Below are 25248 nucleotides of genomic sequence, written 5' to 3'. Positions count from 1 at the left end.
CTGCCTTTCATGCCTGCGCACCCTTCCTTGTCGTCCGTCCCCTCTTTTTCAACAAGTCATGACGGACTGCACCGCTCGACGGCCAGTGAGGCAGGCATCGCGCCTGATCGCATCATTGCCTTTCTCGATGAGGTCGAGAGCGCTGGCCTGGACTTGCACGGGCTGATCCTGCACCGCCATGGCAAAGTCGCCGTCGAAGGCTGGAAGTGGCCCTACACCCCGGATCGCCCGCGTGTCCTGCATTCGGTAGCGAAAAGCTTCACGGCGTGCGCCATCGGTTTCCTGCATGACGAAGGTCTGCTGCACCTCAGCGATACGGTGATGTCTTTCTTCCCGGAACACCTGCCGGCGCACGTCGATCCGCGTTTGCCGAGCATGACCGTCGAGCATTTGCTGACAATGCGCACCGGCCATCAATCCAACACATCGGGATCGGTCTGGCGCTCAATCGACAGCAGCTGGATCACCGAGTTTTTCAAGATTCCGCTGGTCCATGAGCCTGGTGGACACTATGTCTACACCAGCGCTGCCAGCTACATGCTGTCGGCGATCGTGACCAAGGTAACGGGCCAGACCATGCATGATTATCTGCGTCCACGCCTGTTCGAACCGCTAGGCATTACGGACGAGCACTGGGCCATCGGACCTGACGGAATCAACCCGGGCGGCAATGGCCTGACCGCTACGCCGGCGTCCATGCTCAAGCTCGGCATCCTCCATGCTCAGGATGGCCTGTGGGAAGGCAAACGTATTCTGTCGAGCAAATGGGTCCAGGCCGCGACTCGCCCGCAAGGCGGTTCCAACAGCAAGTACGGGTATCACTGGGCGATCAAACCACAAGGGGCCTACTGCGCGGTTGGCGTTTTCGTACAAATGGCGATTGTCTTTCCGGGCGATGGTGCAACGCTGGCGCTGGTCGGCGCCATGAAGAACTCGGCACAGATCATCCCGCATATCGAACGTCACTTTCCGGCGGCCTTCCTCGACACCCCGCAATCGACGACTGAAGCGGACACCCGCCTGATGCAACGTCTGGATACGATGCGCCAGGTACCCGCATTCGAATCCGCAGCCACTTCCCCTTTCGCCGTTTCCACCACTTTCGATATGGAGACCAACGACCTGGGCGTCGCTCGGCTCAGTTTTACCTTTGAAACCGATGCGCTGACCGTGTACCTGACCGATAACTCGGGGGTTCATCGCATTGTTGCGGGACTGGATTGCTGGCATCAGGGGACCACGGACATGCCAGGCAGTGAACTGCACCATGGCTACGCCTTCAAGGACGAAGCCGTCATCGCCGGCGCACGCTGGCTCGATGGCAAGACACTGGAGATGCAATGGATCTACCTCGCCAGCGCCTTCCGCGACACGGTCCATTGCACCTTTACGGCAGATGGCCTGACGTGGGAACGCAGCGTCAATGTCAACAGCGGTGTGCTGGCCCAACAGCCACTACGGGGTCGGCGATTGACGGACTGAAAAAAAACCCGAAGTCGGGGGAATGCTGTTCACTTACGCGGATCCTGAGCCTTACCAATCCCTGTGGCGAGCGAGCTTGCTCGCGTTGGGCTGCGCAGCAGCCCCAAAAAATCTGGTAACCAACGTGATTTTTGTGAGTGCTGCGCACTCAAACGGGAGCAAGCTCCCTCGCCACAGATTTCTCACTAACTCAAGAACCGCTTAAGGTTTTACCGGCTGTGGATAACTTATTCCACCGTCACCGACTTCGCCAGGTTGCGCGGCTGGTCAACGTCAGTGCCCTTCAGAACGGCCACGTAGTAAGACAGCAGTTGCAACGGGATGGTGTAGAGGATCGGCGAAAGGATGTCGTGGATGTGCGGCATCTGCACGACGTGCGTGCCTTCACCATTGGTCATGCCGGCCTTCTCGTCGGCGAAGACGATCAGCTCGCCACCACGGGCACGGACTTCCTGAAGGTTGGACTTCAGTTTCTCCAGCAGCTCGTTGTTTGGCGCCACGGTCACCACGGGCATGTCGTTATCCACAAGCGCCAACGGACCATGTTTCAACTCGCCGGCCGGGTAGGCTTCGGCGTGGATGTAGGAGATTTCCTTGAGCTTGAGTGCCCCTTCCATCGCCACCGGGAATTGCGCGCCACGGCCGAGGAACAGCGTGTGGTTCTTCTCGGCGAACAGCTCGGCGATTTTCTCCACGGTGCTGTCCATTGCCAGCGCCTCGCCCAAACGGGTTGGCAGGCGACGCAGTTCTTCGACCAGCCTGGCTTCAACGCCGTCGGCCAAGGTACCGCTTACCTGACCCAGGGACAGGGTCAGCAGCAGCAAGCCAACCAGTTGGGTGGTGAACGCTTTGGTCGATGCCACGCCGATTTCGCGACCGGCCTGGGTCAGCAGCGTCAGATCGGACTCACGCACAAGGGAGCTGATGCCAACGTTGCAGATGGCCAAACTGGCGAGAAAGCCCAGTTCCTTGGCGTTACGCAGAGCGGCCAGGGTGTCGGCGGTTTCGCCGGACTGGGAAATGGTGACGAACAGGGTGTCAGGTTGCACCACGACCTTGCGGTAGCGGAACTCGCTGGCGACTTCGACCTGACAAGGGATACCGGCCAGTTCTTCGAGCCAGTAACGGGCGACCATGCCGGCGTGATAGCTGGTGCCGCAAGCGACGATCTGCACGTTGCGCACTTTGGCGAACAGCTCGGCCGCCTGTGGACCGAATGCCTGCACCAATACTTGGTTCTGGCTGATGCGACCTTCCAGGGTGCGCTGCACCACGGACGGTTGTTCGTGGATCTCCTTGAGCATGAAATGGCGGAACTCGCCTTTCTCCGCAGCTTCGGCGCCATCGCGGTATTGCACGGCTTCGCGCTCGACAGCCTGGCCGTTAACGTCCCAGATCTGCACGCTGTCGCGACGAATTTCCGCGATATCGCCTTCTTCCAGGTACATGAAACGGTCGGTGACTTGACGCAGGGCCAGCTGGTCGGAGGCCAGGAAGTTTTCACCCAGGCCCAGACCGATCACCAGCGGGCTACCGCTACGGGCCGCCACCAGGCGATCCGGTTGCTGGGCGCTGATCACCGCCAAGCCGTAAGCACCATGCAGTTCTTTGACTGTCGCCTTGAGGGCAACGGTCAGATCACGCAATTCCTTGAGTTTGTGGTTCAGCAAATGGGCGATGACTTCAGTGTCGGTGTCCGACGTAAAGACGTGGCCCAGGGCTTTGAGCTGCTCGCGTAGCGCTTCGTGGTTTTCGATGATGCCGTTGTGCACCACCGCCAGATCACCGGAAAAATGCGGATGCGCGTTTCGCTCGCTCGGAGCACCGTGCGTCGCCCAACGGGTATGGGCGATACCCAAGCGGCCGGCCAGGGCTTCTTCATTCAGGGCTTGCTCCAACTCGCTGACCTTGCCCGGACGACGCAGGCGCTGGAGTTTTTCGTCATTGGTGTAAACCGCGACCCCGGCACTGTCATACCCGCGGTACTCAAGACGCTTGAGGCCTTCGACCAGGATGGCAGTGATGTTACGTTCTGCGACTGCGCCAACAATTCCACACATGCTATTTCTCCTGACTGACGGCCGCGCAAATCAAAGTGATACCGCGGGCCTGAATCTGATCCCGTGCCTCAGCCGGCAGGCGATCATCGGTAATTAGGGTATGGACACTGCTCCAGGGCAGTTCCAGGTTGGGAATCTTGCGACCGATCTTGTCGGCTTCCACCATCACCACCACTTCGCGCGCCACTTCGGCCATGACCCGGCTCAATCCCAGCAACTCATTGAAGGTCGTCGTGCCACGCACCAGATCGATGCCATCGGCACCGATGAACAATTGGTCGAAGTCGTAAGAGCGTAGTACCTGCTCGGCAACCTGCCCTTGAAAGGACTCAGAGTGCGGGTCCCAGGTGCCTCCGGTCATCAGCAGCACCGGCTCATGCTCGAGCTCGCTCAGGGCATTGGCGACATGCAGGGAATTGGTCATCACCACCAGACCCGGTTGTTGGCCGAGTTCCGGGATCATCGCTGCGGTGGTGCTGCCGCTGTCGATGATGATGCGCGCGTGTTCGCGAATCCGCGTCACTGCAGCACGGGCGATGGCTTGCTTGTATTTGGAGACAGGCTGACTGAGATCGGCCACCAGTTCCTGGGGCATAGTGATCGCACCGCCATAACGACGTAGCAGCAAACCGTTGCTTTCAAGTGCGGCCAAATCCTTGCGAATCGTAACTTCAGAGGTTTCGAAGCGCTTGGCCAGTTCGTCCACACTGACTTCGCCTTGCTCGTTGAGCAAGGCCAGGATGTTGTGGCGGCGTTGAGGTGTATTGCGCTTCGACATGGTTGATTAAGTTTCGATCCGAAAGATAACGTAAGCAATCAAAACCTATCAGTGAAACTTCGTCAAGCGCGAGGCGATAAAAAGTTCTGTGGATAAACGCTTCGCGGGCAAGGCCACTCCCCCAAGGTATATTGATAACCCTGTGGGAGCGGGCTTGCCCGCGAATACGATGGTTCTGCCTGTGCGTAACTTCAGCTCATCATCGATATGTGGATAACTCAGCTTTTTTTGACCTTCTCCGGCCGCTTCCAGCCATCGATGTTCTTCTGGCGTGCGCGCCCCACCGCCAACTGGGATTTATCCACAGTGGAGGTAATGGTCGAACCCGCTGCGGTCGTCGCACCGTCGAGGATATCCACAGGCGCTACCAACGAGTTGTTGGAACCAATGAAAACATCTTCGCCCAACACCGTTTTCCACTTGTTGGCGCCATCGTAGTTGCACGTGATGGTGCCGGCGCCGATGTTGGTGCGTGCACCGATTTCGGCATCGCCCAGATACGTCAGATGGCCGGCCTTGGCGCCTTCACCCAAATGCGCGTTTTTCAGTTCGACAAAGTTACCCACATGCGCCCGTGCTTCCAGCACCGTACCTGGACGCAAACGCGCAAACGGCCCGGCATCGCTGCCTTCACCGAGAATCGCGCCTTCGATATGGCTGTTCGCCTTGATCACCACGCCTTCTCGCAGGGTGCTGTCCTTGATCACACAGTTCGGGCCGATCACCACGTCATCTTCGATGACAACCTTGCCTTCGAGAATCACGTTGATATCGATCAGCACGTCACGGCCAACGGTTACTTCACCGCGTACGTCAAAACGTGCGGGGTCGCGCAGGGTTACGCCCTGGGCCATCAAGCGGCGACCGGCGCGCAACTGATAGTGACGCTCAAGCTCGGAAAGCTGCTTGCGGTCGTTGGCGCCCTGCACTTCCATGGCGTCGTGGGGTTGTTCGGTGGCGACGACCAGACCGTCGTTCACTGCCATTTCGATCACGTCCGTCAGGTAGTACTCACCCTGAACGTTGTTGTTCGACAGACGACCGGTCCAATCAGCCAGGCGGTCCGAAGGCATCGCGAGGATACCGGTGTTGCCTTCTTTGATAGCGCGCTGAGATTCGTTGGCGTCCTTGTGCTCAACGATGGCAGAGACCTTACCGTCAGCATCACGAACGATTCGGCCGTAACCGGCTGGATCGTCCAGCTCGACGGTTAGCAAGCCCATTTGCCCTGGCACTACCAGTTTGAGCAAGCGTTGCAGAGTTTCGACTTCAATCAACGGCACATCACCGTAAAGAACCAGCACGGTATCGGCTTCGATGAATGGAATCGCTTGGGCCACGGCATGACCGGTGCCCAGCTGTTTGTCCTGAAGGACGAAATTCAGATCGTCGGCGGCCAGGCGTTCACGTACTGCCTCGGCACCATGACCGATTACCACATGGATGCGCTGTGGATCGAGTTGCCGGGCGCTGTGGATAACATGGCCGAGCATCGAATTGCCGGCAATCGGGTGCAAGACTTTCGGCAAGGCCGAACGCATGCGCGTACCTTGACCAGCAGCGAGAATAACGATTTCAAGAGACATGACTGGCTACCAATCCTGGGTGGTCAGCGGCTGCGACCATAGTGATGAAAGTCGGAAAAGAAAAAAGGGTAGCCGAGGCTACCCTTTTTAATCAATCGCACAACAAGCTGGCCTTAATGGCCGAACTTCTTGCGGATCTGCTGGACGGTGCGCAGCTGAGCTGCAGCCTCGGCCAGACGTGCGGCAGCAGAACCGTAATCGAATTCCGCGCCCCGCTCATGCAAGGCCTTCTCGGCAGCCTTAACGGCTTCCTGAGCGGAGGCTTCGTCCAGGTCGGCAGCACGTTGCACGGTGTCGGCAAGAACCTTGACCATGTTCGGCTGAACCTCGAGGAAACCACCGGAGATGTAATACACCTCCTCTTCCCCGCCCTGCTTGATCAGGCGGATCGGACCCGGCTTGAGATTGGTGATGAGCGGCGCGTGACCCAGGGCGATACCAAGATCACCCAGTGCACCGTGCGCAACCACCATCTCGACCAGACCGGAAAAGATTTCTCCTTCCGCGCTGACGATATCGCAATGGACTGTCATAGCCATCTGATTGCCTCAACCTAAATTAGCGCCCGTTGCCGGGCGCCGGGATTACAGTTTCTTGGCTTTCTCGATCGCTTCTTCGATGCCGCCAACCATGTAGAACGCTTGTTCTGGCAGGTGGTCGTAGTCACCGTTGAGGATGCCTTTGAAGCCAGCAATGGTGTCTTTCAGGGAAACGTATTTACCCGAAGCACCGGTGAAGACTTCAGCCACGAAGAACGGCTGCGACAAGAAACGCTGGATTTTACGAGCACGGTTTACCAACTGCTTGTCGGCTTCCGACAGCTCATCCATACCCAGGATCGCAATGATGTCCTTCAGTTCTTTGTAACGTTGCAGCACGTACTGAACACCACGAGCAGTCTCGTAGTGGTCGTTGCCGATCACGTTAGGGTCCAGCTGACGCGAAGTCGAGTCCAGTGGGTCTACCGCTGGGTAGATACCCAGGGAAGCGATGTCACGGGACAGAACGACGGTGGCGTCCAAGTGGGCAAACGTGGTCGCTGGCGACGGGTCAGTCAAGTCGTCCGCTGGTACGTATACGGCCTGGATCGAAGTAATCGAACCTTGCTTGGTCGAAGTGATGCGCTCTTGCAGCACGCCCATCTCTTCAGCCAGGGTCGGCTGGTAACCTACTGCCGAAGGCATACGGCCCAGCAGTGCGGATACTTCGGTACCGGCCAGGGTGTAACGATAGATGTTGTCGACGAACAGCAGAACGTCGTTACCTTCGTCACGGAACTTCTCGGCCATGGTCAGGCCGGTCAGGGCTACGCGCAGACGGTTTCCCGGCGGCTCGTTCATCTGACCGTAAACCAGTGCCACTTTGTCCAGAACGTTGGAGTCCTTCATCTCGTGGTAGAAGTCGTTACCCTCACGAGTACGCTCACCCACACCGGCGAACACGGAATAACCGCTGTGCTCGATGGCGATGTTACGGATCAGTTCCATCATGTTTACGGTCTTGCCTACACCGGCACCACCGAACAGACCGACTTTACCACCCTTGGCGAACGGGCAAACCAGGTCGATAACCTTGATACCGGTTTCCAGCAGGTCGTTGCCGCCCGCTTGTTCAGCGAAGGATGGCGCAGGACGGTGAATGCCCCAGCGCTCTTCGGTGTCGATCGGGCCAGCTTCGTCAATCGGGTTGCCCAATACGTCCATGATCCGGCCCAGGGTCGCTTTACCGACTGGTACGGAGATGGCAGCGCCGGAGTCGATAACGTCCAGACCGCGCTTCAAGCCTTCGGTGGAACCCATCGCAATGGTGCGAACTACGCCGTCGCCCAGCTGCTGCTGAACTTCCAGGGTAGTTTCCGCGCCTTGTACTTTCAGCGCGTTGTAGATGCTCGGTACGCTGTCGCGTGGAAATTCCACGTCGATAACGGCGCCGATGATTTGAACGATACGTCCGCTACTCATAGCTGGATCCTCTGAATATTTGAACCGTTAAACCGCGGCAGCGCCGCCGACGATTTCCGAGATCTCTTGGGTGATCGCAGCCTGACGCGCCTTGTTGTAGACCAGCTGCAAATCGCTGATCAAATCACCGGCGTTGTCGGTAGCGTTCTTCATCGCGATCATCCGCGCAGCTTGTTCAGCCGCATTGTTCTCGATCACCGCCTGGTACACCTGCGACTCCACGTAACGCACCATCAGGCCGTCAAGCAGCTCTTTGGCGTCCGGTTCGTAGAGATAGTCCCAGTGGTGCTTGAGTTCTTGATCCGGGGTTGCCACCAGCGGAACCAATTGCTCCACGGTAGGCTGCTGCGTCATGGTGTTGACGAACTTGTTGGACACCACGGACAAGCGGTCAATACGACCGTCCAGATAAGCGTCCAGCATCACCTTGACGCTGCCGATCAGATCATTGATCGACGGCTCTTCACCCAGGTGGCTGATAGCTGCAACGACGTTACCGCCGAAGTTGCGGAAGAAAGCCGCACCCTTGCTACCAATCACACACAGATCAATCTCGACGCCGTTTTCGCGGTTTACCGCCATGTCCTTGACCAGGGCCTTGAACAGGTTGGTGTTCAAGCCGCCGCACAGACCACGGTCACTGCTCACCACGACATAACCGACGCGCTTGACTTCGCGGTCGATCATGAACGGATGGCGGTATTCCGGGTTGGCGTTGGCCAGATGCCCAATTACCTGGCGGATACGCTCCGCATAAGGACGGCTAGCAGCCATGCGCATTTGTGCCTTGCGCATTTTGCTGACCGCCACTTTTTCCATGGCGCTGGTAATTTTTTGCGTGCTTTTGATGCTCGCAATCTTACTGCGAATCTCTTTTGCGCCTGCCATGTAACACCTATCAGGTTAGCAAGCGGGAGCCTTCCGGCCCCCGCTGCGGCTTACCAGGTTTGGGTGGCCTTGAACTTCTCGATACCGGCTTTCATACCGCCATCGATTTCGTCATTGAAGTCACCCTTCACGTTGATCTTCGCCATCAATTCGGCGTGATCGCGGTTGAAGTAAGCAATCAGCGCTTGCTCGAAGCTGCCGACTTTGGCGATTTCAACGTCAGTCAGGAACCCACGCTCAGCGGCATACAGCGACAGCGACATGTCGGCGATCGACATTGGCGCGTATTGCTTCTGCTTCATCAGCTCGGTAACGCGCTGACCATGCTCAAGTTGCTTACGGGTCGCTTCGTCCAGGTCAGAAGCGAACTGGGCGAATGCCGCCAGTTCACGGTACTGAGCCAGAGCGGTACGAATACCACCGGAGAGCTTCTTGATGATCTTGGTCTGAGCGGCACCACCCACACGGGATACCGAAACACCGGCGTTCACTGCAGGACGAATGCCCGAGTTGAACATGGCCGATTCCAGGAAGATCTGACCGTCGGTGATGGAAATCACGTTGGTCGGAACGAACGCGGAAACGTCGCCAGCCTGGGTTTCGATGATCGGCAGTGCGGTCAGGGAACCGGTTTTGCCGGTCACTGCGCCGTTGGTGAACTTCTCTACGTACTCTTCCGAAACGCGGGATGCGCGCTCCAGCAGACGGGAGTGGAGATAGAACACGTCGCCTGGGTAAGCTTCACGGCCTGGTGGACGGCGCAGCAGCAGGGAAATCTGGCGGTAAGCCACTGCTTGCTTGGACAGATCGTCATAAACGATCAGCGCGTCTTCACCGCGGTCGCGGAAGTATTCGCCCATGGTGCAACCGGAGTACGGTGCCAGGAATTGCAGCGCAGGAGATTCCGAAGCACTGGCAGCCACGATGATCGTGTTGGCCAGGGCGCCGTTTTCTTCCAGCTTGCGAACCACGTTGGCGATGGTCGATTGTTTCTGACCGATCGCTACGTAGACGCAGAAAATGCCGCTGTTCTTCTGGTTGATGATCGCGTCGATCGCCAGAGCGGTTTTACCGATCTGACGGTCACCGATGATCAGCTCACGCTGGCCACGGCCGACAGGGATCATGGCATCGACAGCCTTGTAGCCAGTCTGTACAGGCTGGTCTACCGACTTACGCCAGATCACGCCTGGAGCAACTTTCTCGACCGCATCGGTCTCGGTGTTGTTCAGCGGACCTTTGCCATCAACAGGGTTACCCAGTGCGTCGACTACGCGACCCAGCAGTTCCTTACCAACCGGAACTTCCAGGATGCGGCCAGTGCACTTGGCGCTCATGCCTTCAGCCAGAGACTGGTATGCACCCAATACAACGGCACCTACGGAGTCTTGCTCCAGGTTGAGGGCCATACCGTAGACACCGCCCGGAAACTCGATCATCTCGCCGTACATGACGTCGGCCAGACCGTGAATCCGCACGATGCCGTCAGATACGCTGACGACAGTGCCTTCGTTACGGGCTTGGGAGGTCACATCGAGCTTGTCGATGCGGCCCTTGATAATTTCACTTATTTCGGAAGGATTGAGTTGCTGCATTGCTCTGCTGCCCCTTCAAACTCAAGATTTCAATGCTTCGGCAAGTTTCGCGATTTTGCCGCGAATCGAGCCATCGATAACCAGGTCGCCGGCGCGGATGACGACACCCCCAATAAGGGATGAATCTTCCTCGACTTGCAGGCGCACTTCCCGGTTGAGTCGTGCACTGAGAACCTTGGCGAGTTTGTCTTGCTGTTCTTGGTTCAATGCGAATGCACTGGTGACTTCAACGTCTACCGACTTCTCTTGCTCAGCCTTGTACAGGTCAAACAGAGCGGCGATCTCCGGCAACAGCAGGAGACGTTCGTTTTCGGCAACGACGTTAATGAAGTTCTGTGCCTTGGCATCAAACTTGTCGCCGCACACGTCAATGAACGTGGCGGCCTTTTCTGCGCTCGTCAGTCGCGGGGCCTTGAGCACGCGCTGCATGGTGTCGTCTTCCGACACCGCTGCAGCCAGGCCGAGCATGGCTGACCAATTGGCCAGTTGCTGGTGGGCCTGAGCGTGCTCGAAGGCCGCCTTAGCGTAAGGTCGGGCCAACGTGGTCAGTTCTGCCATGATCGCCCTCGCTTAGATTTCAGCAGCCAGTTGGTTAACCAGCTCTGCGTGCGCGTTTTGATCGATTGACTTGCCCAGGATCTTCGAAGCACCGTCAACGGCCAGGCTACCCACTTGGGCGCGCAGCGCGTCTTTGACGCTGTTCAGTTCCTGTTCGATCTCGGCCTGAGCCTGAGCCTTCACACGGTCAGCTTCGACGCGAGCCTGTTCACGGGCTTCGTCGACAATCTGGGTACCGCGCTTCTTGGCTTGCTCGATGATTTCAGCTGCCTGAGCTTTCGCTTCGCGCAGTTGGTGACCCGCTTTCTCTTGGGCCAACTCCAGGTCGCGAGCTGCTCGGCTGGCAGCGTCCAGTCCATCCGCGATCTTCTTTTGACGTTCGTGCAGTGCCGCGATGACCGGAGGCCATACGAACTTCATGCAGAACAGTACAAAAATGAGGAACGCAACGGACTGGCCAATCAGGGTCGCATTAATGTTCACGCCAACACCTCGCAGTTACGTTGTCCATCACATCAAATCACTCGGAAGATCCGAGTAATTAGCCAGCGATCTGACCAACGAACGGGTTCGCAAAGGTGAAGAACAGAGCGATACCAACACCGATCATGGTTACGGCGTCGAGCAGACCGGCAACGATGAACATTTTAACTTGCAGCATTGGAACCATTTCTGGCTGACGCGCTGCGCCTTCCAGGAACTTGCCGCCCAGCAGGCCGAAACCAATTGCGGTACCCAGTGCGCCCAGGCCGATCAACAGTGCAACAGCGATAGCGGTTAGACCAACTACAGTTTCCATCTTTCCTCCCGACTTTTACGTCGTATGGTTTAGGTTTTTTAGATTAAAGCGGTAAAACAAATCGTTTCAGAGCCCCCAAGGACTCCCCTCCCGTTTGACCGGGAGGGACATCAGACTAGTCGAGACTGGTCTTAATGGTTTTCTTCGTGCGCCATCGACAGGTAGACGATGGTCAGCATCATGAAGATGAACGCCTGCAGGGTGATGATCAGGATGTGGAACACTGCCCACGCCCACTGCAGAACAACGCCCAGGCCGCTGAGCCAGAGCAGGCCGCTGCCGAACATCACAGCGATCAGGATGAACACCAGCTCGCCGGCATACATGTTGCCGAACAGACGCAGAGCCAGGGAAATCGGCTTGGCGATCAGGGTCACGAATTCCAGCAGGAAGTTCACCGGGATCAGCAGGGCCTGAACGAAGATGTTCTTGCTGCCGAACGGGTGCAGGGTCAGCTCGCCGATGAAACCGCCGAGGCCCTTGACCTTGATGCTATAGAAAATGATCAGTGCGAAAACCGAGAACGCCATGCCCAGGGTCGCGTTCGGGTCGGTGGTCGACACGGCACGGAACGGGATGTGTGCATCGCCGGAGATCATGATGGCCAGCTGAGGAATCCAGTCGACCGGTACCAGGTCGACGGCGTTCATCAGGAACACCCAGACGAAGATGGTCAGTGCCAGCGGTGCGATCACCGGGCTACGGCCATGGAAGCTGTCTTTCACGCTGCCATCGACGAATTCGACCAATACTTCAACGAAGTTCTGCAAAGCACCTGGCTGACCGGATGTCGCCTTCTTTGCCGCCATGCGGAAAAGAAGAACGAAAATCAGACCCAATGCGACCGACCAGCCGAGGGTATCGACGTGGAAAGCCCAGAAGCCCATTTCCTTGGCTTCTGCTGCGGTGTGGGCAAAGCCCCAGCCGCCGGTAGGGTGCTGACCGAAAGTCAGGTTCTGCAAGTGGTGCTGGATATAGCCCGAAGCGGTTGTTTCTGCCATGGTTGCCTCAAACGCCCTAAGGTCTCGAAAGTCTTGTTCTCATCAGCAGGGGAGCGAACCAGCTGACCGACTGAGTCAGCACGAAGGCACCGAAGACTGCTATCGGCGCCAATGGCTTCACACCTGCAAACACCAGTGCAAACAGCACTGCCGTCAAAATCAGTTTGCCCGCCTCGCCGGCATAAAAAGACCGGACGATGGCTTGAGCTGCTCGGGCGCCGGAAAACCGAAATGCCCTGTGAGCGAAATAAACATTGGGAAGCAAGGCTATCAGGCCTCCGCAAAGTCCCGAGTACCCGGCAACGACTCCATACCATTGCCAGAGCGCCAGAGCGGCAATGAGCAAAATGACAAATTGAGCCATTAACACCGGAAAAACCGCGAGGCGATGGAACGGCAAGCGGTTTGGCGTGCGGGTTTCCATCACTATTGCTCTCCAATGGTCGGCTGCCGAAATTCAATAACTTGGCATAATTTGTGCCGACAAAATGCGCGCAGAGTATAGGGGCGGTTCTGCCCCTATTCAACTGTCAGGTAGTGATTTCCGACTGCGCGCTACATGAGGAAATGTTTCAGCGAATATGTGCGAGCACGCCTTGAAGCTCATCCAGGGAGTTGTAGCCAATCACCAACTGCCCTTTTCCCTTCTTCCCGTGCCGAATCTGCACCGCAGAGCCTAGGCGCTCGGCCAGACGCTGCTCCAATCGGGCGATATCCGGGTCTGGTTTTACGGGTTCGACGGGCTCGGGTTTGCCACTCAACCACTGACGAACCAGTGCCTCGGTTTGGCGCACGGTGAGTCCGCGTGCGACAACATGTCGCGCCCCTTCGACCTGTTGATTGTCCGGCAAACCGAGCAAAGCACGGGCATGGCCCATTTCCAGATCGCCATGGGACAACATCGTCTTGATGACTTCCGGCAACGAGATCAGGCGCAGCAGGTTGGCCACGGTCACCCGGGACTTACCGACGGCTTCGGCCACCTGTTGCTGGGTCAACTGGAACTCCTGCTGCAGACGCTGCAAGGCCATCGCTTCTTCAATCGGATTCAGGTCTTCGCGCTGGATGTTCTCGATCAGCGCGATGGCGATCGCGGTTTCATCGGGCACGTCGCGAACCATCGCAGGGATGGTTTCCTGCCCGGCTTGCTGGCTGGCACGCCAGCGGCGTTCACCAGCAATGATTTCAAAACGGCCGCTGCCAATCGGACGAACCACGATGGGCTGCATGACGCCCTGGGCCTTGATCGACTGTGCCAGTTCTTCCAGCGCCTGGGGATCCATGTCCCGACGCGGCTGGTATTTGCCGCGCTGGAGCAGGTCCAGTGGCAGATGTTGCAGCTCACGCTGATCGGCTTGCGCCGCTTGTTCTTCCAGCGAGCTGACAGTCGGACCACTCAGCAGTGCATCCAGTCCACGTCCGAGACCTCGTTTCTTGACGGCCATGGGGATTCCTTAAGTTGCCTGAGCAGCGGCGATGCGTGAGTTTTTACGCTGACGACGAACCATTTCCCCGGCCAGAGCCAGATAGGCTACAGCGCCGCGCGATGCTTTGTCGTACGCCAACGCCGGCATACCGTAGCTTGGAGCTTCGGCCAGTCGAATGTTGCGCGGAATGACCGTGTCGTAGAGCTGATCACCGAAGTGTTCCTTGAGCTGCGCCGACACATCGTTCATCAGGCTCAGGCGCGGGTCGTACATCGTACGCAACAGGCCTTCGACCTTGAGGTTCGGGTTCAGCAACTCAGCGATGCGCTTGATGTTATCCACAAGGTCGCTCAAGCCTTCGAGTGCGAAGTACTCGCACTGCATGGGGATAATCACCCCGTCAGCGGCAACCAATGCGTTCAAGGTGAGCATCGAAAGCGACGGCGGGCAGTCGATCAGGATGTAATCGTAGTTTTCACGGATCGGCGCCAGCGCACTGCGCAGGCGGCTTTCCTTCATCTGCATTTCCAGCAAAACCACTTCGGCGGCCGTCAGGTCGCGGTTGGCCGGCAACAGCTGGTAACCACCGTGCTCCGAGTAATGCATGGCCTGGGCCAGATCGCACTCGCCGATCAGCAGGTCATAGACCGAGTTTTCCAGGCCGTGTTTATCCACACCGCTACCCATGGTGGCGTTGCCCTGTGGATCGAGATCGATCAACAACACCCGGCGCTTGGTTGCGACGAGGGATGCTGCGAGGTTGATGCAGGTGGTGGTCTTGCCCACACCACCCTTTTGGTTCGCTATCGCGAATACCTTAGCCATTCTTGCTTGTGTTCCCAATCATGCCGTGCGGCGCAGTATCAGCAGATGGCGTTGGCCTTGGCAACCGGGTACGGCCAGGGCGTGTTCGCTATCGAGGTGGAAGTCTGTCGGCAATGCTACCAGCTCATCGGCGGGATGAACGCCCTTCATTGCCAGCCAACGTGTATCGGTATCACCGAGGTGACGCGTCCAGTTGGTGAAGTTCTCCATGCTGCTGAACGCCCGGGAAATGATCCCGTTGAACGGCTGAGCTGGCTGGAAAGCTTCGACGCGACTGTGGATAACTTGCAGGTTATCCAGTTTGAGTTCGAGTTTGACCTGGGTCAGAAAGCGGGTTTTCTTGCCGTTGCTGTCCAGACAGGTGACTTGAGACTGCGGAAACAGGATCGCCAGCGGAATACCCGGCATACCGCCGCCACTGCCAACGTCCAGCCAGCGGCCGTTTTCGATGAACGACATCACACTCAAGCTATCGAGCAAATGACGGGACACCATTTCGTCCGGATCGCGCACCGCGGTCAGGTTGTAAGCCTTGTTCCATTTGATCAACAGGGCCAGGTAACCCAGCAATTGCGCGTGCTGGGTTTCTGTCAGCGTGACACCGAGCTGGCGAGCGCCTGTGGATAACTCTTCGGCATGTTGCGAGGTGACCAACGAACTCAAGCGCTTTGCTCCAACTGACGGCCCGCGCCGCGTTTTTTCAAATGAATCATCAACAGCGAAATCGCCGCTGGGGTAACGCCCGGAATACGCGACGCCTGGCCCAGGGTTTCCGGACGGGTCGCACCGAGCTTGCTCTGGATCTCTTTGGAGAGACCGGAAATATTCGTGTAATCGATATCCACAGGCAGTTTCGTGTCTTCGCTGGCGCGTAGACGGGCGATTTCATCCTGTTGACGATCGATGTAACCGGCATATTTGGTCTTGATTTCGACCTGCTCGGCGACCTGTGGATCTTCTGCACCTTCACCGGTTACGGCGATCAGACCAGCGTAGTCGATTTCCGGACGGCTCAAGAGGTTGAGCAAGTTGTATTCGTGGGTCAGCGGCGTGCCGAATTTTTCGGCAATCGCATCGCCTTGTGCAGTACCGGGGCGAACCCAGGTGCTTTTCAGTCGCTGTTCTTCCTGCGCGATACTTTCGCGCTTTTTGCTGAACGCAGCCCAACGCTCGTCATTGACCAGACCCAGTTCGCGACCTTTTTCGGTCAAGCGCAGGTCGGCGTTGTCTTCACGCAGAATCAGGCGGTACTCGGCGCGGGAAGTGAACATACGGTACGGCTCTTGGGTGCCGAGCGTAATCAGGTCGTCAACCAACACCCCGATGTACGCCTCATCGCGACGTGGGCACCAGGCGTCTTTGCCTTGTGCACGCAGCGCGGCGTTGGTTCCCGCCAACAAACCCTGGGCGCCGGCTTCTTCGTAACCGGTGGTGCCGTTGATCTGTCCGGCAAAGAACAGGCCGCCGATGACTTTGGTTTCCAGGCTGTACTTCAGGTCACGCGGATCGAAGTAGTCATATTCGATGGCGTAACCCGGACGCACGATGTGCGCGTTTTCCATGCCGCGGATCGATTGCACGATCTGCAATTGCACATCGAACGGCAGGGATGTGGATATCCCGTTCGGATACAGCTCGTTTGTGGTCAGGCCTTCCGGCTCGATGAAGACCTGATGGCTTTCCTTGTCGGCAAAACGATGGATCTTGTCTTCAATCGACGGGCAGTAACGCGGGCCAATGCCTTCGATCACACCGGAATACATCGGCGATCGATCCAGGTTGGCAGCAATGATTTCGTGGGTACGCGCGTTGGTATGGGTAATCCAGCAACTGATCTGCCGTGGATGCTGCTCTTTGGAACCCATGAACGACATCACCGGAATCGGCGTGTCACCCGCTTGCTCGGTCATGACCGAGAAATCCACAGATCGGGCGTCAATACGCGGCGGTGTACCGGTTTTCAGGCGACCAACCCGTAAAGGCAATTCACGCAAGCGGTGAGCGAGGGCGATCGACGGTGGATCTCCGGCACGTCCACCGGAAAAATTCTGCATGCCGATGTGGATAAGTCCACCCAGGAAGGTGCCTGTGGTCAAAACAACCGAATCGGCGAGAAAACGCAGACCCATTTGAGTGACTACACCACGTACCTGGTCTTGCTCGACGATCAGATCATCGGCGGCTTGTTGAAATATCCACAGGTTCGGCTGGTTTTCCAGGATTTCACGGACAGCGGCCTTGTAAAGAACCCGGTCGGCTTGAGCGCGAGTGGCGCGCACGGCCGGGCCTTTGCGGCTGTTCAATACGCGAAATTGAATACCACCTTTATCGGTAGCCATGGCCATTGCGCCGCCAAGGGCGTCGATTTCCTTGACCAGATGACTTTTGCCAATGCCGCCAATGGCTGGGTTGCAGCTCATGGCACCGAGGGTTTCCACGTTGTGCGTCAGCAACAGGGTTTTCACCCCCATGCGTGCTGAGGCCAGTGCTGCCTCGGTACCGGCATGACCGCCGCCGATGACGATCACTTCAAAACGGGAAGGGAAATCCACCACGCACCTCGTGCCTGCTTAAGTAGGTAATTCAGGAATAGTTTGAGCTCAGGTTTTTGGACCTGGTCGACAAGTATAGGGACTTCGCCCTTCCTAAAGAACCCTTTGCACAAAATTTAACCAGCTGTGGAGAAGTCACGGTTATAGAAATTAAAAAGAGAGAAATTTATTAAATCTTTGTTTTTATGTTTATTTCTACTGACTGACCTTTCTGTGGATAGATTCACGTAGCCTTTTATTTTCAATGTGTACAGAGATTCAAAACCCTGTGGTCATGTGCCAAGGAGGCCCTTGGATAACCGCTTTAAGCCTGTGGATGAATGGGATGGTTATCCACAGAGGTGGTTACCTTCAGTTTTGAGGCCCTGTTATCAACTGCCCTCAGTGGCAGTTATTCACAGAGCTTAATCCACAGAAAAAGCGTTGGATGGCGGAAATTTGGGTACGACTGATCCGCTCAAGCAGAAAGAATCCGCTCAGCACTGGAGGTTGCGTTTCAGAAAAAAGAAGAGAACAGGCAGGCACGAATGGCCTGCCTGTGGAGAACGGAAGGACTATTTACCGATGCAGAAGCTGGAGAAAATTCGCCCTAGCAGATCATCAGAGCTGAAGGCTCCAGTGATTTCCCCAAGAGATTGCTGAGCTTGTCGCAAATCCTCCGCCAGCAGTTCGCCGGCACCGGCCAGTGTCAATTGCGAGCGTCCGTGTTCCAGGGAGTCACTGGCATGGCGCAAGGCCTCAAGGTGACGCCGGCGAGCGCTGAAGCTGCTCTCCGAGGTTTGCTCATATCCCATACAGGCCTTGAGGTGTTCACGCAGCAGTTCCAGGCCGACGCCTGCAGACTTGGCACTTAGACTGATGGTGACATGGCCATCGTCGCTGACATCCAGGGCCATCGCTTCCCCGGTCAAGTCAGCCTTGTTACGGATCAGCGTGACTTTTGACGGATCTGGACGGGTTTCGAGGAATTCTGGCCACAAGGCGAAGGGATCAGCCGCTTCGGGAGCCGTGGCATCAACGACCAACAGCACGCGATCTGCCTCGCCAATAGCTTTCAATGCGCGCTCGACGCCGATTTTTTCCACATGATCGTCGGTATCGCGAAGGCCTGCGGTATCGACCACGTGCAGCGGCATGCCGTCGATGTGGATATGTTCGCGCAGGACGTCGCGGGTCGTGCCGGCAATTTCGGTCACAATGGCCGCTTCGCGACCGGCCAATGCGTTGAGCAGGCTGGATTTACCGGCATTCGGCCGACCGGCAATCACCACGGTCATACCGTCGCGCAGCAGGGCACCCTGCCCGGCCTCGCGCAAGACGGTGGATAACTCGTCTCGTACTTTATCGAGCATGCTCAGCACATGGCCATCGGCAAGGAAGTCGATCTCTTCTTCCGGAAAATCGATCGCCGCTTCGACGTAGATGCGCAGGCCGATAAGTTGTTCGGTGAGGTTATGCACACGCTGGGAAAATGCACCTTGCAACGAGCGCAGGGCGTTGCGTGCCGCCTGTGCAGAACTCGCCTCGATCAAGTCTGCGATTGCTTCGGCTTGGGCCAGGTCGAGTTTGTCATTGAGGAAGGCGCGTTCGCTGAATTCCCCCGGCCGGGCGAGACGGCAACCCAGTTCAAGGCAGCGTTTGAGCAGCATATCCAGAACGATAGGGCCGCCATGGCCCTGCAACTCCAGCACGTCTTCGCCGGTGAACGAGTTCGGTCCAGGAAAGTACAGTGCTATCCCCTGATCCAGCACCTCGTCGTTTTCACCGAGGAACGGACCATAATGGGCGTATCGCGGTTTGAGTTCGCGACCGCTGAAGGCCGTGGCCGCAACGCTGGCCAACGGCCCGGAAATACGGACAATACCCACGCCGCCCCGACCTTGAGCAGTGGCGACCGCGGCAATGGTTTCACGAGGAGCGCTCATAAACCGGTATCCAGACAAAAGTGACAGATAGCAAAACGCCCCACTAGGGGGCGTTCTGAGTGGTTATCCACAGTGTAAATCAGGCAGTCGCTTTGGCAGCTGCTTCAATCTTACGAGTGATGTACCACTGTTGGGCGATCGACAGGCAGTTGTTCACTACCCAGTACAGCACCAGACCGGCCGGGAACCACAGGAAGAAGAAGGTGAAGATGATTGGCATCATCTTCATCACCTTGGCCTGCATCGGATCCGGTGGAGTCGGGTTCAGCTGCTGCTGGATGAACATGGTTGCGCCCATGATGATCGGCAGAATGAAGAACGGATCCTTGATCGACAGGTCAGTGATCCACAGCATGAACGGCGCTTGGCGCATTTCAACGCTTTCCAGCAGAACCCAGTACAACGAAAGGAAAACCGGCATCTGCACGAGGATTGGCAAGCAACCACCCAGCGGATTGATCTTCTCTTTCTTGTACAGCTCCATCATGGCTTGCGACATTTTCTGCCGGTCATCGCCATGTTGCTCTTTCAACGCAGCCAGTTTCGGTGCCACTGCACGCATGCGCGCCATGGATTTGTAGCTGGCAGCCGACAACGGGAAGAAGATCCCTTTGATCAGCATGGTCAGGAAAATGATCGACCAGCCCCAGTTACCCACAATGGCGTGGATATGTTGCAGTAACCAGAAGATAGGTTGAGCGATGAACCACAGAATGCCGTAGTCGACGGTCAGTTCAAGACCTGGGGACAACTCTTTCAGCACTGCCTGGCTTTTCGGACCGGCGTACAAAGTAGCGCTGGTTTCAGCCTTCGCACCCGGCGCAACGGTCAGAGATGGACCGGTGTAACCGATAATGTAGTTGCCTTTGCTGTCTTTACGGGTCTGGACGATGTTGTTTTCGCCCTTGGCCGGAATCCACGCGGTCACGAAGTAGTGTTGCAACCAGGCAACCCAACCACCGGTGACGGTTTCTTTCAGCTGAGCCTTGTCCATGTCGCTCATCGACACTTTCTTGTATGGCTCGTTACTTGTCCACAGGGCGGCGCCCAGGTAAGTCGCGGTGCCGGTGGCAGTGCTGGAAGACGGATCGGAGCTGGCGTCACGCTTCAATTGCGCGAACATCGCCCCGGACCAGGGCTGAGCGCTCTGGTTGTCGATCAGGTAGGAAACGGTTACGTCATACAGGCCGCGCTTCAGAGTGAAACGCTTGATGTAATTGACGCCGTCCTTGCTGAACTTCAGGTCCACGACCAATTGGTCCTGACCGTCAGCCAGTTGATAAATCTTCTTCTCCGAGGAGTAAACAGGACGACCGGCAGGACTTGCGTCCGGGCCGTTGCTGCCGATCAGGCCGCTTTGTGCCAGATAAGTGCGCTCGTTACCGTTGTCGAACAGCTGGAATGGAATTTCCGGATGATCCTGACGACGTGGATACAGCGGCAGTTTCAGCTGGGCAACATCACCACCTTGTGGATCGACAGCCAGATCGAGCACATCCGTTTTGATCTGAATGAGATCGGTGCTTGCAGCTACCGGAGTTTCGGCAGGTGCACTGGTATCGTTTGCGGCGTGTGGAATGTCGTCACTGACGGACGCTTTATTGCCAGTTGCCGTATCCGGGAGACCCGGTGCGGTCGTACTGGAAGCAACATTCTGAGTCGGCAGGGCAGCCTGGCCATAATCCTGGTTCCATTTAAGAACCAGAACGTAGGACACGATTGCCAGGGCGACGATCAGGATCGTGCGTTTGATATCCATGATTACTCGGCCATCGAAGAAGAACGGGAGGTAGGGATAGGTGGAACCGGGTCATAACCACCGGGATTCCACGGATGACAGCGACCTAAACGACGAAAGGTCAGCCAGCCACCGCGCAGAAGGCCATGATTTTCGATGGCTTCCAACGCGTAGCAGGAACAACTGGGGTAGAAACGACAGTGACTGGCCATCAGGGGACTAATGGCATAGCGGTAAAACTGGATCGGAACGAGGGCCAGTTTACGCATCTGGACTGTCTACCCCTACAGTTTCGGTTTTGACTGCTGGTACCGGCGTGCTACGTGCCAGACGCTTCCAGAGTTTGCCGAAATGCTGAATCAATTCGGGGTTTTCTACGTCACCCAAACCTTTGCGCGCGACGATAACAATGTCCCAGCCGACCAGTAAATCCTGGTTGAGGCGAAACGATTCGCGCATCAGACGTTTGAGGCGATTGCGCTCGACGGAGAGCTTTACGCTCTTTTTCCCGATAACCAGCCCGAGACGGGGGTGATCAAGATCGTTGTTGCGCGCAAGGAGCAGGAGATTTTTCCCCGGAACCTTGCCGGTAGGGGAGTCAAAGACTGCCTTGAAATGCCGGGGTGTAAGCAGACGCTTTTCCCGACTGAAGTCCTGACTCACCTCCAGTGCCGGATTATCAAACTGCCAGACGCGCACGACCTTTGGCGCGACGACGCGACAGGACGGCACGACCGTTCTTGGTAGCCATGCGAGCACGGAAACCGTGGGTACGAGCGCGTTTGATAGTGCTTGGTTGGAAAGTACGTTTCATTGTCGTGTTACCTGGTTCGTCCACAACGGGCCGGAATGGCCCCCGTTTTAAGAGACCGGGGATTCTAGAGAAAGCAAGCCTCTAGGTCAATTTCCAACCAACGTTTCCTTATAAATAGATCTCCAGAGCGTCTGCCTGGACTCTGACCCTTCGCTAGACATAAAAATAAAGAAGGAAAGTATTTAAAGCTTTTCTGTAAAGCTTATAAAAGCTAGAGGCACGTTCGTCTGTGGATAACTGGCTTCAGACCTTATACTGCAAGCTGTACAGAGAATGACAACTACGGTGGAAAACCGTGTTAAGCCTGTGCTGCACTGTCGGAAAACCTGTGTGTGAAAAGTCGGTTTATCCACAGGCAGGTTATCCACCGAGTTTTGCCCCCAGTTGTGCAATGCCCTCAAGACGGGTTATCCACAGAGCTTATGCACAGACCATTGGTCGTCTTTTTTTTGTATAAACCGCTGATTCTTCTTGGTCGATGCCCCACCTACGTGTGGATAAGTCGGCGTCTGATCGTTACAATGGCCGCTTGTTTTTGCCTCACCGGCTTTCAACTTAGGGGATATCCGTGTCAGTGGAACTTTGGCAGCAGTGCGTGGAGCTTTTGCGCGATGAGCTGCCTGCCCAACAATTCAACACTTGGATCCGTCCACTACAGGTCGAAGCCGAAGGCGACGAGTTGCGTGTCTACGCGCCCAATCGTTTTGTCCTGGACTGGGTCAACGAAAAGTACCTGGGTCGCGTCCTGGAATTGCTGGATGAGCATGGCAACGGGATGGCGCCAGCGCTTTCCTTATTAATAGGCAGCAAACGCAGTTCGGCACCGCGTGCCGCTCCGAATGCCCCCCTGGCTGCCGCTGCAGCAGCTTCCCAGATACAGACAGCTTCGGCCCAGATCACTGCGCCGGCACCCGCACCGACAACGACTCAAACCAAACGCGCAACGCAAAAAGTTGCCGAGGTCATTGAGGAAGAGCCGTCGCGTGACAGTTTCGACCCGATGGCGGGGGCCAGCTCGCAGCAGGCTCCGGTTCGGGCGGAACAACGCACTGTGCAGGTGGAAGGCGCGCTCAAGCACACCAGCTACCTGAACCGCACCTTTACCTTTGAAAACTTCGTTGAGGGTAAATCCAACCAACTGGCCCGGGCTGCGGCCTGGCAGGTCGCGGATAACCCCAAGCATGGCTATAACCCGCTCTTCCTTTATGGTGGCGTGGGCTTGGGTAAAACCCACTTGATGCATGCTGTGGGTAACCACCTATTAAAGAAGAACCCGAATGCCAAGGTTGTTTACCTGCATTCCGAGCGCTTCGTGGCGGACATGGTCAAGGCTTTGCAGCTGAACGCGATCAACGAATTCAAACGTTTCTACCGCTCGGTAGACGCTTTGCTTATCGACGACATTCAGTTCTTTGCTCGCAAGGAGCGCTCTCAGGAAGAGTTTTTCCACACCTTCAACGCCCTGCTTGAAGGTGGCCAGCAAGTCATTCTCACCAGTGACCGCTACCCGAAAGAAATCGAAGGCCTTGAAGAACGCCTGAAATCCCGCTTCGGCTGGGGCCTGACAGTAGCTGTCGAGCCGCCTGAGCTGGAAACCCGCGTGGCGATCCTGATGAAAAAGGCGGACCAGGCCAAAGTCGAGCTGCCCCACGACGCCGCGTTCTTCATTGCCCAGCGCATTCGCTCCAACGTCCGTGAACTCGAAGGCGCGCTCAAGCGTGTGATCGCTCACTCTCACTTCATGGGCCGCGACATCACCATCGAGTTGATTCGCGAATCTTTGAAGGATCTGTTGGCGCTGCAAGACAAATTGGTCTCTGTGGATAACATTCAGCGTACCGTCGCCGAGTACTACAAGATCAAGATCTCCGACTTGCTGTCCAAACGCCGTTCGCGTTCGGTCGCCCGTCCACGTCAGGTCGCCATGGCGTTGTCCAAGGAACTGACCAACCACAGCCTGCCGGAAATTGGCGATGTGTTTGGCGGACGTGACCACACGACGGTTTTGCACGCCTGTCGCAAGATCAACGAACTTAAGGAATCCGACGCGGACATCCGCGAGGACTACAAGAACCTGCTGCGTACACTGACCACTTGATGAACACCAGCGCAGCTAATTAAGGCAAGGGACTAGACCATGCATTTCACCATTCAACGCGAAGCCCTGTTGAAACCCCTGCAACTGGTCGCAGGCGTCGTTGAGCGCCGACAGACCTTGCCGGTGCTCTCAAACGTGCTGCTGGTTGTCGAAGGCCAGCAACTGTCGCTGACCGGTACTGACCTGGAAGTCGAGCTGGTCGGTCGTGTTCAACTCGAAGAGCCCGCAGAACCAGGTTCCATCACCGTACCTGCGCGCAAGCTGATGGATATCTGCAAAAGCTTGCCTAACGATGCGCTGATCGACATCAAGGTGGACGAGCAAAAGCTTGTGGTGAAGGCCGGCCGTAGCCGTTTCACCCTGTCGACTTTGCCGGCCAATGACTTCCCGACGGTAGAAGAAGGCCCGGGTTCGCTGACCTGCAGCCTTGAACAAAGCAAGCTGCGTCGCTTGATCGAGCGAACCAGCTTCGCCATGGCCCAGCAGGATGTGCGCTACTACCTCAACGGCATGCTGCTGGAAGTCTCGGCCGGTGTGATTCGGGCCGTGGCCACTGACGGCCACCGCCTGGCCATGTGTTCGATGCAGGCTGATATCGGCCAGCCGGATCGCCATCAGGTCATCGTGCCACGCAAAGGCATTCTGGAACTGGCGCGTCTGCTGACTGAACCGGACGGCAACGTCAGCATCGTTCTGGGTCAGCACCACATTCGCGCTACCACCGGTGAATTTACTTTCACCTCCAAACTGGTCGACGGTAAGTTCCCGGATTACGAGCGTGTGTTGCCCAAGGGCGGTGACAAGCTGGTACTGGGGGATCGTCAGGCGTTGCGCGAAGCTTTCAGCCGAACCGCGATTCTGTCCAACGAGAAATACCGGGGTATCCGTCTGCAACTGGCCAATGGTCAGCTGAAGATCCAGGCGAACAACCCGGAGCAAGAGGAAGCGGAAGAAGAGGTGGGTGTTGAGTACAACGGCAGCTCCCTGGAAATCGGCTTCAACGTGAGCTACCTGCTCGACGTATTGGGCGTGATGACCACCGAGCAAGTTCGTCTGATCCTGTCCGACTCCAACAGCAGCGCGCTGGTGCAAGAGTCCGACAATGACGACTCGGCCTACGTTGTCATGCCGATGCGTCTGTAATCATGCTCAGCAGAAGCT

At 56.9% G+C, this 25248-nt stretch carries 24 protein-coding genes; 3 read left to right on the top strand and 21 right to left on the bottom strand.

Going from position 1 to position 25248, the window contains the following annotated elements:
- The first annotated feature begins 9 nt into the window (after window positions 1–9).
- The gene (locus CKW21_RS13980) at window positions 10–1482 is read left to right on the top strand and encodes a serine hydrolase (RefSeq protein ID WP_095194544.1); all 1473 of its coding nucleotides are present in this window, start codon (window positions 10–12) and stop codon (window positions 1480–1482) included.
- 227 nt (window positions 1483–1709) lie between these two features.
- On the opposite strand, the gene glmS is transcribed toward CKW21_RS13980, so the two are convergent.
- From glmS to rpmH, 21 genes are all read right to left on the bottom strand, one after another.
- Window positions 1710–3542, bottom strand: coding sequence for a glutamine--fructose-6-phosphate transaminase (isomerizing) (glmS, locus tag CKW21_RS13970; protein WP_095194542.1), 1833 nt, complete (start codon window positions 3540–3542; stop codon window positions 1710–1712).
- 1 nt (window position 3543) lies between these two features.
- Complete coding sequence (locus tag CKW21_RS13965; protein ID WP_095194541.1) at window positions 3544–4320, bottom strand: DeoR/GlpR family DNA-binding transcription regulator; 777 nt, start codon at window positions 4318–4320, stop codon at window positions 3544–3546.
- 218 nt (window positions 4321–4538) lie between these two features.
- Complete coding sequence (glmU, locus tag CKW21_RS13960; protein WP_095194540.1) at window positions 4539–5906, bottom strand: bifunctional UDP-N-acetylglucosamine diphosphorylase/glucosamine-1-phosphate N-acetyltransferase GlmU; 1368 nt, start codon at window positions 5904–5906, stop codon at window positions 4539–4541.
- A 113-nt stretch (window positions 5907–6019) separates the two neighbouring features.
- Window positions 6020–6445, bottom strand: coding sequence for a F0F1 ATP synthase subunit epsilon (locus tag CKW21_RS13955; protein WP_010465460.1), 426 nt, complete (start codon window positions 6443–6445; stop codon window positions 6020–6022).
- A 45-nt stretch (window positions 6446–6490) separates the two neighbouring features.
- Window positions 6491–7867 carry a F0F1 ATP synthase subunit beta gene (gene atpD, locus CKW21_RS13950; RefSeq protein ID WP_095194539.1) on the bottom strand — a complete coding sequence of 459 codons (1377 nt, stop codon included), beginning with the start codon at window positions 7865–7867 and terminating at the stop codon, window positions 6491–6493.
- 27 nt (window positions 7868–7894) lie between these two features.
- A complete protein-coding gene (gene atpG, locus CKW21_RS13945) occupies window positions 7895–8755 on the bottom strand; it encodes a F0F1 ATP synthase subunit gamma (RefSeq protein WP_095194538.1) in 861 nt (286 codons plus the stop codon).
- A 50-nt stretch (window positions 8756–8805) separates the two neighbouring features.
- Window positions 8806–10350 carry a F0F1 ATP synthase subunit alpha gene (gene atpA / locus CKW21_RS13940; RefSeq protein ID WP_095194537.1) on the bottom strand — a complete coding sequence of 515 codons (1545 nt, stop codon included), beginning with the start codon at window positions 10348–10350 and terminating at the stop codon, window positions 8806–8808.
- A 21-nt stretch (window positions 10351–10371) separates the two neighbouring features.
- Complete coding sequence (locus tag CKW21_RS13935) at window positions 10372–10908, bottom strand: F0F1 ATP synthase subunit delta (RefSeq protein ID WP_095194536.1); 537 nt, start codon at window positions 10906–10908, stop codon at window positions 10372–10374.
- 12 nt (window positions 10909–10920) lie between these two features.
- On the bottom strand, window positions 10921–11391 hold the full coding sequence (locus tag CKW21_RS13930; RefSeq protein WP_095194535.1) for a F0F1 ATP synthase subunit B: 471 nt from the start codon (window positions 11389–11391) through the stop codon (window positions 10921–10923).
- A 58-nt stretch (window positions 11392–11449) separates the two neighbouring features.
- On the bottom strand, window positions 11450–11707 hold the full coding sequence (gene atpE / locus CKW21_RS13925; protein ID WP_003097235.1) for a F0F1 ATP synthase subunit C: 258 nt from the start codon (window positions 11705–11707) through the stop codon (window positions 11450–11452).
- 131 nt (window positions 11708–11838) lie between these two features.
- A complete protein-coding gene (atpB, locus tag CKW21_RS13920; RefSeq protein ID WP_095194534.1) occupies window positions 11839–12708 on the bottom strand; it encodes a F0F1 ATP synthase subunit A in 870 nt (289 codons plus the stop codon).
- Window positions 12709–12724: 16 nt separating this feature from the next.
- Entirely contained in the window at window positions 12725–13132 is a 408-nt protein-coding gene (locus CKW21_RS13915; RefSeq protein WP_095194533.1) for a F0F1 ATP synthase subunit I, read from the bottom strand.
- Between the two features lie 148 nt (window positions 13133–13280).
- The gene (locus tag CKW21_RS13910; protein WP_095194532.1) at window positions 13281–14153 is read right to left on the bottom strand and encodes a ParB/RepB/Spo0J family partition protein; all 873 of its coding nucleotides are present in this window, start codon (window positions 14151–14153) and stop codon (window positions 13281–13283) included.
- Between the two features lie 9 nt (window positions 14154–14162).
- The gene (locus CKW21_RS13905) at window positions 14163–14960 is read right to left on the bottom strand and encodes a ParA family protein (RefSeq protein WP_095194531.1); all 798 of its coding nucleotides are present in this window, start codon (window positions 14958–14960) and stop codon (window positions 14163–14165) included.
- Window positions 14961–14978: 18 nt separating this feature from the next.
- On the bottom strand, window positions 14979–15623 hold the full coding sequence (gene rsmG, locus CKW21_RS13900; protein WP_095194530.1) for a 16S rRNA (guanine(527)-N(7))-methyltransferase RsmG: 645 nt from the start codon (window positions 15621–15623) through the stop codon (window positions 14979–14981).
- Window positions 15620–17512, bottom strand: coding sequence for a tRNA uridine-5-carboxymethylaminomethyl(34) synthesis enzyme MnmG (gene mnmG / locus CKW21_RS13895; protein WP_095194529.1), 1893 nt, complete (start codon window positions 17510–17512; stop codon window positions 15620–15622). The genes rsmG and mnmG overlap by 4 nt, the downstream gene beginning before the upstream one ends.
- A 554-nt stretch (window positions 17513–18066) precedes the next feature.
- Window positions 18067–19437: a tRNA uridine-5-carboxymethylaminomethyl(34) synthesis GTPase MnmE gene (gene mnmE / locus CKW21_RS13885; protein ID WP_095194528.1), complete on the bottom strand. Its 1371-nt coding sequence runs from the start codon at window positions 19435–19437 to the stop codon at window positions 18067–18069.
- A 79-nt stretch (window positions 19438–19516) separates the two neighbouring features.
- Complete coding sequence (gene yidC / locus CKW21_RS13880) at window positions 19517–21196, bottom strand: membrane protein insertase YidC (protein WP_095194527.1); 1680 nt, start codon at window positions 21194–21196, stop codon at window positions 19517–19519.
- A gap of 2 nt (window positions 21197–21198) precedes the next feature.
- Window positions 21199–21444, bottom strand: a complete 246-nt coding sequence (gene yidD, locus CKW21_RS13875; RefSeq protein WP_010207715.1) for a membrane protein insertion efficiency factor YidD — start codon at window positions 21442–21444, stop codon at window positions 21199–21201.
- Complete coding sequence (gene rnpA / locus CKW21_RS13870) at window positions 21437–21838, bottom strand: ribonuclease P protein component (protein WP_197677877.1); 402 nt, start codon at window positions 21836–21838, stop codon at window positions 21437–21439. The genes yidD and rnpA overlap by 8 nt, the downstream gene beginning before the upstream one ends.
- A 16-nt stretch (window positions 21839–21854) precedes the next feature.
- A complete protein-coding gene (gene rpmH / locus CKW21_RS13865) occupies window positions 21855–21989 on the bottom strand; it encodes a 50S ribosomal protein L34 (RefSeq protein WP_003213577.1) in 135 nt (44 codons plus the stop codon).
- Window positions 21990–22557: 568 nt separating this feature from the next.
- Between rpmH and dnaA the strand changes: the two genes are divergently transcribed.
- Window positions 22558–24087 (top strand): chromosomal replication initiator protein DnaA, encoded by a 1530-nt coding sequence (dnaA, locus tag CKW21_RS13860; RefSeq protein ID WP_095194526.1) that lies wholly within the window; start codon window positions 22558–22560, stop codon window positions 24085–24087.
- A 39-nt stretch (window positions 24088–24126) separates the two neighbouring features.
- Window positions 24127–25230, top strand: a complete 1104-nt coding sequence (gene dnaN, locus CKW21_RS13855) for a DNA polymerase III subunit beta (protein ID WP_095194525.1) — start codon at window positions 24127–24129, stop codon at window positions 25228–25230.
- The last annotated feature ends 18 nt before the right edge of the window (window positions 25231–25248 follow it).

Origin of the sequence: Pseudomonas sp. Irchel 3A7, from assembly GCF_900187565.1 — a bacterium.
Classification (GTDB): Bacteria; Pseudomonadota; Gammaproteobacteria; order Pseudomonadales; family Pseudomonadaceae; genus Aquipseudomonas.
This window is presented reverse-complemented; position numbering and strand designations above follow the sequence as displayed.